Origin of the sequence: Streptomyces sp. SID5910 (assembly GCF_009862125.1) — a bacterium.
GTDB lineage: Bacteria > Actinomycetota > Actinomycetes > Streptomycetales > Streptomycetaceae > Streptomyces.
Genome location: NZ_WWHX01001004.1, coordinates 1 through 8,095, shown reverse-complemented (window position 1 = coordinate 8,095; position 8,095 = coordinate 1). Strand labels below are relative to the sequence as shown.

Genomic DNA, 8,095 nt, shown 5'->3' with positions numbered 1-8,095 from the left:
CGCGCGTGAGCCGGTGTGCGCGCTCCCCCGTGCGCGGCTGCTCCCCCAGCGGAGCGCCCTGCGTGCTCTCGGGGTCGCCGGCGCTCGGCCTCCGCTCGCGCTCGCCTCCACCGATCCGGCGGCCTATGTGCGTGCCCTCGCGAGCGCGTCCGAGGCCGCCGAGCTGACCGCGTCCGGCGGGCTCGGCGACTTCGTGTGGCTGCTCCAGCCGGTCGGGCCCGTGGACGCCGCGCGGCTACTTGTCGATGTCCCCGACGACGAAGAACAGTGACCCGAGGATCGCCACCATGTCCGCGACCAGCGTCCCGGGCAGCAGCTCGGTGAGCGCCTGGATGTTGTTGTAGGAGGCGGAGCGCAGCTTCAGCCGGTACGGGGTCTTCTCGCCCTTGCTGACCAGGTAGTAGCCGTTGATCCCGAGCGGGTTCTCGGTCCACGCGTACGTGTGGCCCTCGGGCGCCTTCAGCACCTTCGGGAGCCGCTGGTTGATCGGCCCGGGCTCCAGCCCGGCCAGCCGGTCCAGGCAGGCGTCGGCGAGGTCGAGGGCGTTGTGCGTTTGCTCCAGGAGGCATTCGAAGCGGGCGAGGCAGTCGCCCTCGGTACGCGTGACGACCTTCAGGGTGTCCTGGATCTCCCCGTAGGCCAGGTACGGCTCGTCGCGGCGCAGGTCGAAGTCGACGCCCGAGGCACGCGCGATCGGCCCGCTCACCCCGTACGCGTGCACGGCCTCGGCGCTCAGCGCGCCCACCCCGCGCGTCCGTCCCCGGAAGATCTCGTTGCCGAGCACCAGGTCGTCGAAGACGTCCATGCGCGAGCGCACGGCGGAGACGGCGGCACGCGCGCGTGCGGTCCAGCCGGCCGGCAGGTCCTCCTTGAGGCCGCCGACGCGGTTGAACATGTAGTGCATGCGCCCGCCGGAGACCTCCTCCATGACGTTCTGGAGGACCTCCCGCTCCCGGAAGGCGTAGAAGACGGGGGTGATGCCGCCCAGCTCCAGGGGGTACGACCCCAGGAACATCAGGTGGTTCAGCACCCGGTTCAGCTCCGCGAGCAGCGTCCGCGTCCACACCGCGCGCGGGGGCACCTCCATGCCGAGCATGCGCTCGACGGCGAGGACGACGCCCAGTTCGTTGGAGAACGCGGACAGCCAGTCGTGCCGGTTGGCCAGCACGATGATCTGACGGTAGTCACGCGCCTCGAACAGCTTCTCCGCGCCGCGGTGCATATAGCCGATCACGGGCTCCGCGCTCACGATGCGCTCGCCGTCCAGGACGAGCCGCAGCCGCAGCACGCCGTGCGTCGACGGGTGCTGGGGGCCGATGTTGAGCACCATGTCGGTGCTCTCCGCGGCGCCGCCGATACCGACCATGGTCTCCGTCTTGGGAGTCATGCGCACAGTCTCCCCTACGTACGCTGGGTCCATGGAGACGGGGAGCCCCGGGGAAACGGGCACGACGACGGCCGGACCGGTGTGGACGGGGCTGCCGCCGGGACTGCTGCGGATGCGGCGGCTGCTGCTGGTGGTGTGGCTGGGACTGCTCGCGCTCGCCGCCGCACTGGTGCCCGGCCTGCTGGCGGGCCCCGCCTGGGCCCTCTTCGCGCTGCTGCCGCTGGCCGTGCTGATCTGGGGCTGGGTGGTGCTGGAGCGCAACTGGCGCTCCTGGCGGTACGCCGAGCGCGCCGACGACCTGCTGATCAGCCGGGGCGTGCTGTGGCGGGAGGAGACCGTCGTGCCGTACGGCCGGATGCAGCTGGTCGAGGTGACCTCCGGGCCCGTCGAGCGGTACTTCGGGCTGGCCAGCGTGCAGCTGCACACGGCCGCCGCCGCGACCGACGCGACCATCCCGGGCCTGGACCCGGCCGAGGCGGAGCGCCTGCGCGACCGGCTCACCGAGCTGGGCGAGGCCCGATCGGCGGGGCTGTGAGCACCACGGGCGCCGGCGACGGGGTGACCGAGCGCCGGCTGCACCCCGTCACCCCGCTGCGGCGGGCCTGGGCGCCGGTCGCCGTGATCGTCGGCTGGGCCGTGCACGACCCCGACCAGGCCCAGCGCCAGCTCACGCGGCTGACCACGACCACGCTGCTGATCGGCCTCGCCGTACTCATCCCCGCCGCCGCCCTGTACGGCTTCCTGACCTGGTGGTTCACCCACTTCGCGGTGACGGACGCCGAGCTGCGCATCCGTACCGGCCTGCTGTTCCGGCGTACGGCGCACATCCGGCTCGAACGCATCCAGGCCATCGACGTCACCCAGCCGCTGCTCGCCCGCGTCGCCGGGGTCGCCAAGCTGAAGCTCGACGTCATCGGCACCGCCAAGAAGGACGAGCTGGCCTTCCTGGGCGCCGCCGAGGCCCGGGCGCTGCGGGCCGAACTGCTCGCGCGGGCGGCGGGCTTCGCGCCCGAGACGGCGCACGAGGTCGGCGAGGCGCCCTCCCGGCACCTGCTGCGCGTGCCGCCCGGCGTCCTCGCCGTCTCCCTCCTGCTGACCGGCGCGACCTGGGGCACGCTGGTCGCCGCCGTGGCCGTACCGACGCTGCTGTGGTCGGCCACCCACAGCCTGTGGACGGTCCTGGCGACCGCCCTGCCGCTGCTGGGCGCGGCCGGCGCGAGCAGCGTGGGGCGGTTCGTCGGGGAGTACGACTGGACGGTGGCCGAATCGCAGGACGGGCTGCGCATCGACCACGGCCTGCTGGACCGGGCCCACGAGACGGTGCCGCCGGGCCGGGTGCAGACGGTACGCATCGTGGAGCCGCTGCTGTGGCGCCGGCGCGGCTGGGTCCGGGTCGAGCTGGACGTGGCCGGGTCGTCGAACTCCGTGCTGCTGCCGGTCGCCCCGCGCGAGATCGCCGAGTCGGTGGTGGCGCGGGTGCTGCCCGGGGTGACCGTGCCGGCGGAGCTGTCCCGTCCGCCGCGGCGGTCCCGGTGGTGCCTGCCGCTGTGGTGGCGCGGCCACGGACTGGCCGTCACCGACGCGGTGTTCGCCGCCCGCCGCGGGCTGCTGCGGAGGAGCCTCGCGCTGGTGCCGCACGCCAAGGTCCAGAGCGTCCGCCTGACGCAGGGCCCGTGGCAGCGGACCCTGCGGGTCGCCGACGTACGGGTGGACACGGGGGCGAACAAGACGGTGACCGCGCGGCTGCGGGACGCGGAGGAGGCGGCGGCCCTGCTGAGCGGCCAGGCGGAACGCTCCCGCACGGGCCGCCGGGACGCGCTGCCGGACCGCTGGATGGCGTGACGGCGTCCACCGGGTCCGCGGCGGTCAGGACACCGCGCTGCGCAGCCCCTGTACGTCGATCTGCTCGGTCTCGTCGTGGGCGGTCAGGTCGATCACCTGGCCCACTCCGCGGGACTCCTCGCCGGCGGGCTTGAACGCGGCCTCCGTCTCGGCCTTGTGCAGGGCGAGGGCCTCCTGGCCGACGACGTCGGCGAGGTCCTCGTTCTGGACGGCCTCCAGGGCGGCGGGCGACGCGGTCGCGTCCTTGGCGTTCTTCGTGCCGAAGAAGTCGAAACCGCCCTCGACCACGGGGCGCCGCGCGGGAGCGGCCGGCACGACGGCCACCGCGGTCGGCACCGTGTAGTGCCCGGCGGGCTTGCGCCCGGACGGCTGCTCCTGCGACTGCCCTGGCTGCGACGCCGACCGGTCGAGCCGGTCGTCGGGCTCCTCGTGCCGGTCGTCGGGCCGCTCCTCGTGCCGGTCGTCGGCCCGGCCCGGCGCGGTGGTGGGCGCGGCCTCGTGCCCGTCGGCCGCCTCGGGCTGCCCCTGGGCCTCGTCCTCCTGCGCGGGCTCGGCCGCCGCGGCACTCTCGCCGCCGCCGTTGCCCCCGCCGTCCCCGTCGTCGCCGCCGTCGTCGTCACCCTCGACGGCCCGGTCCTCCTCACCGGCGGGCGCCTCGTCGTCGAACCGTGCCAGTGCGGCGCTCGCCCGCAGGAACAGCCGGGAGCCCGCCGGGGAGAAGACGGCGGACGCCCCGGACGCCTCCTCGGCGGCCTCCGGTGCGGACGTCTCCTCCGTCTCCTCCGCGGGCGCGGGCCGGGCCGCGGGCAGCGCGGGTGTCGTCGGCGCGGCCTCGATCTCCAGCAGGCGGCGGCCCTCCAGCGCGCTGGCGCGCTCGGTCTCCGCGGTGGCGTACCGGCGCAGCAGGGAGGCGTGCTCGTTGCGCAGCCCGGCCAGCTCCGTGCGCTTGGCGCGCAGCCGGTGCTCCAGCTTCTGGCGCAGCTCGCGCGACTCCTCCAGGTCGGACTCCAGTTCGACGACCCGCTCCTCGTAGCGCCACTCGTCGCTCGCCCGCGCGCGCGTGAGGTCGGCGACGCGCTTGCCCGCCTGCGCGTCCCAGTGACGCATGACGACCGCGCCGACGACCGCCGTCGCCGCGGCGGCCGCCGCGAGCGCGCGCAGGATCACCGCCTCACTGAACACCCAGGGGCCGGCCGCGCAGACGACCGATACGCCTGCGATCGCCGACGGGGGAAGCAGCCTGTGCAGAGGCGGGGAATGGCGGTGACGTCCACGTGGCATGGCCAGAAACTTACCGCGCGTAGGCGATTCTTGGCGCCCCGCCCCGTAAAAACACGGCCGTCTCCGACGCGTTCACAGGACTTCGGGATTCACTTGCCCACGGAGAGCCCGAATTAACTCAAGATCATTTCTACTGGAGGCCCGGCCACCGCTCTGTGGCCGCCCGTCAGCGGCCGCCCAGCCGCCCGCTGAGCCACTGAAGCGCCGCGGGGATCTCACGCCGCCAGGTATTGAAGTTGTGCCCGCCCCTTTCCAGCACGATCGACGAGATCCGGGTCGGCTTCTTCTCCCGCACCCGCTCTATGAACTTCAGCGTGTCCTTGTAGTTCGTCTCGCCGGACTTGCTGCTGGTGACGAGCAGCGAAGTGGCGGGCGCGGGCATGTGCTTGACGTACCACCAGAGGTCCGCCCGATTGCGCAGTTCCTCGTCGCCCTGGAAGAGGTCGCCCGTGGTCGGGTCGCTGGGGGCGTTGTAGTACGCGGAGAGGCCGACGCCGGCGCCGTAGACGCGGGGGTGGTGCAGGGCGAGCTTCAGCGCGCAGTAGCCCCCGGTCGAGTTGCCGACGACGCCCCAGCTGCCCGGTCCGCGGCCCACCCGGTAGTGGGCGAGGACGGCCTCGGGGAGGTCCTTGGCGAAGAACGACTCCGTCTGCGGTCCGCCCGGGACGTCCACGCACTCCGTGTCGCGCGGCGGCGCCACCGTCGGCCGCAGCATCACCAGCACCATCGGCTGCATGCGGCCTTCCTTGGCCAGGTCCAGTGCCGTACGCGGATAGCGGAGCTTGGTCACCAGCGCCTCGGTCGTGCCCGGGTAGCCGGTCAGGACGACGGCCGCGGGGAACGTACGGGTGCGGTACCTCGGCTGGAAGTACTCGGGAGGCAGGTACACCTCGGCGGGTGTCGCGATGTGCGTCGTACGGCCGACGATCCTGACGTGCTGGATCTGCCCGCCGATCTCGGGCCGGCCACCCGCCTTCTTCACCCGGCCCGCGCCGACCACCTGGAGCGGACCGCGGCCGCCCGCCGAGTGGTCGACCACCACGCCCTGCCCGGTCTCCCGCCCGAACAGGTCGGCCCAGCTCGCGTAGAACCCGAAGGACTGGTTGGCGGCGAGACCGACGGCGGCGAAGACCGCCAGCTGGGTGGCGAACAGCAGGCCTATCCGGCCTATGACGGCACGCCAGCTCCTCCTGGCCAGGCGTGGCCACAGCCACACCGTGCCGGCGAACAGCAGCACGCCGGACAGAACCGCCAGTGCCAGCACCTTGTTGCTTGTCAGACCCATGCCTTGCTACCTGCCTGTGCTTCCCACGGAGTGCCCGGCCCCCCGTCGGATGCGCGAGGGGTGTCCCGTAACTTCCTCTGCCTTTGACGTGGCTTTGAGAGGGGGAGTGAACCTCTCCCCCCAAGACACCGTCCTAGAGGGCGCAATGTCGCCGGATGCCCGAAACGGGTCCGGATCCACGGTCTCTCGCAGAACTACGGGTGCGATGTCTGTCAGGACAGATGAGGAAATGTCTGGTGCGGTTCCGGGGGTCGTCCCCAAGGCCGCCGGCGCCACGCGCGCGGGCCGGGTGCTGCGCGGACCGCGTCCGGAGGCCGTGCCCGTCCTGGTCGGCAGGGCCTGCACGCTGGTCGGTCTGCTGAACGTCGCCGCGGGGGTCTTCCCCCGCTTCCGGCACAGCCGTATGCACGCCGTCGCGGAGGTGCTGCCGGGCGCGTTCGGCCCGTTCGCCGCGGCGCTCTCGCTCAGCGCGGGCGTCCTGCTCCTGCTGCTCGCGCACGGGCTCAAGCGCCGCAAGCGCCGGGCCTGGCGGGCGGCCGTGGCCCTGCTGCCGCTGGGCGCCTTCGCACAGTTCACCTACCGTCATTCCCTCGCCGGGGTGCTCATCTCCCTGGTACTGCTCGCCCCGCTGCTGCGGCACCGCGACCAGTTCGCGGCGCTGCCCGACCCGCGCAGCCGCTGGAAGGCGCTCGCCAACTTCGTCCTCATGGGCGCCGGTTCCCTCGCGCTCGGGCTGGTCATCGTCAGTGTCCACCCGCACCGCATGGTCGGCGACCCGAGCCTGGCCGACCGCATCGCGCACGTGCTGTACGGGCTGTTCGGCTTCGAGGGGCCGGTCGACTACCGCGGCAACACGTCGTGGACGGTCGCCTTCTCCCTGGGCGCGCTCGGCCTGCTCACCGCCGTCACCACGATCTACCTGGCCTTCCGCCCCGAACACCCGGCCGCACGCCTGACGGAGGAGGACGAGACGCGCCTGCGCGCCCTGCTGGCCAAGCACGGCAGCCGCGACTCCCTCGGCCACTTCGCGCTGCGCCGCGACAAGGCCGTGGTCTTCTCCCCCAGCGGCAAGGCCGCCGTCACCTACCGCGTGGTCTCCGGCGTGATGCTCGCGAGCGGCGACCCGATCGGCGACGTCGAGGCCTGGCCGGGCGCCATCGAGCGCTTCATGGACGAGGCGCGTGCCCACTCCTGGACGCCGGCCGTCATGGGCTGCTCGGAGACCGGCGGCGAGGTGTGGACCCGCGAGACGGGCCTCGACGCCCTCGAACTGGGCGACGAGGCGGTGGTGGACGTGGCGGATTTCTCCCTCGCCGGCCGCGCGATGCGCAACGTGCGTCAGATGGTCAAGCGCATCGAGCGCGCCGGTTACGAGACCCGGGTACGGCGCGTGGCTGACCTCGGCGACACCGAGCTGGACCGGATCCGCCGCGCCGCGGACGACTGGCGCGGCACGGACACCGAGCGCGGCTTCTCGATGGCCCTGGGCCGCATCGGCGACCCGTCCGACGGGGACTGCCTGATCGCGACGGCCCACAAGCAGGACACGGAGCCCGGCGAGTACGGCGACCTGAAGGCGATCCTGCACTTCGTGCCGTGGGGCACCGACGGGGTCTCCCTGGACCTGATGCGGCGCGACCGCGCGGCCGACCCGGGCATGAACGAACTGCTGATCGTGGCCGCGCTCCAGGCGGCCCCGAAGCTGGGCATCGCCCGGGTCTCCCTGAACTTCGCCATGTTCCGCGCGGCGCTCGCGCGCGGCGAGAAGATCGGCGCGGGGCCGGTGCTGCGGGCGTGGCGGGGGCTGCTGGTGTTCCTGTCCCGGTGGTTCCAGATCGAGTCGCTGTACAAGTTCAACGCGAAGTTCCGGCCGCGGTGGGAGCCGCGCTTCGTCGTGTACCGAGCCTCCGCCGACCTGCCCCGCATCGGCTTCGCCGCGATGCAGGCGGAGGGCTTCGTGACACTGACCCCACCACTCCCCCGCTTTCTGCGCCGCAGGGTAAGCGGGGGGCGGCCGTGCGTCCACGGGGAGGCCCGAGCGGCGTAGCGGGACCCGGCGCGGATGCGGGGCGGGCGGCCCGGCGCCGATGCTGCCCGGGGCCCGGCGCTGCCGGGGTACCCGGCGCTGAGGCTGGCCGGGGGTGGGTCGCGTGGCCCGGCGCTGCCGGGGTGCCGCTGCGCCCACCCGTGCCGCCCCAGCGGCACGACTGCCCGCAGCTGGGGAGGCCGGACTGCCGTCAGTCGCGTACGGCGAGGAGGGGTCGTGTCGGGGGGTGTTCGCCCGCAGCGGTTGGCGCGTC

General features: G+C 73.5%; 6 protein-coding genes and 1 pseudogene. 4 read left to right on the top strand and 3 right to left on the bottom strand.

Annotation, left to right across the window (positions count from 1 at the left end; translation table 11 throughout):
- A pseudogene (locus GTW67_RS35705) lies at positions 1-271 on the top strand (SAM-dependent methyltransferase); the annotation flags it as partial.
- Here the strand turns inward: GTW67_RS35705 and GTW67_RS35700 are convergent.
- Positions 236-1,387, bottom strand: coding sequence for an NADH-quinone oxidoreductase subunit D (locus tag GTW67_RS35700; protein ID WP_161168861.1), 1,152 nt, complete (start codon positions 1,385-1,387; stop codon positions 236-238). The pseudogene GTW67_RS35705 and the gene GTW67_RS35700 sit on opposite strands and share 36 nt — an antisense overlap.
- Positions 1,388-1,418: 31 nt before the next feature.
- Between GTW67_RS35700 and GTW67_RS35695 the strand changes: the two genes are divergently transcribed.
- Both GTW67_RS35695 and GTW67_RS35690 read left to right on the top strand, forming a co-directional pair.
- Positions 1,419-1,922: a PH domain-containing protein gene (locus tag GTW67_RS35695; RefSeq protein WP_161168860.1), complete on the top strand. Its 504-nt coding sequence runs from the start codon at positions 1,419-1,421 to the stop codon at positions 1,920-1,922.
- On the top strand, positions 1,907-3,229 hold the full coding sequence (locus GTW67_RS35690; RefSeq protein WP_161168862.1) for a PH domain-containing protein: 1,323 nt from the start codon (positions 1,907-1,909) through the stop codon (positions 3,227-3,229). Before GTW67_RS35695 ends, GTW67_RS35690 begins: the two co-directional genes overlap by 16 nt.
- A 24-nt stretch (positions 3,230-3,253) precedes the next feature.
- Here GTW67_RS35690 and GTW67_RS35685 read toward each other — a convergent pair whose 3' ends face one another.
- Both GTW67_RS35685 and GTW67_RS35680 read right to left on the bottom strand, forming a co-directional pair.
- Complete coding sequence (locus GTW67_RS35685) at positions 3,254-4,510, bottom strand: hypothetical protein (protein WP_161168859.1); 1,257 nt, start codon at positions 4,508-4,510, stop codon at positions 3,254-3,256.
- 166 nt (positions 4,511-4,676) lie between these two features.
- Entirely contained in the window at positions 4,677-5,795 is a 1,119-nt protein-coding gene (locus GTW67_RS35680; protein ID WP_161168858.1) for an alpha/beta hydrolase, read from the bottom strand.
- A gap of 229 nt (positions 5,796-6,024) precedes the next feature.
- On the opposite strand from GTW67_RS35680, the gene GTW67_RS35675 reads away from it, so the two are divergent.
- Complete coding sequence (locus tag GTW67_RS35675; protein ID WP_161168857.1) at positions 6,025-7,842, top strand: phosphatidylglycerol lysyltransferase domain-containing protein; 1,818 nt, start codon at positions 6,025-6,027, stop codon at positions 7,840-7,842.
- Positions 7,843-8,095: the final 253 nt, after the last annotated feature.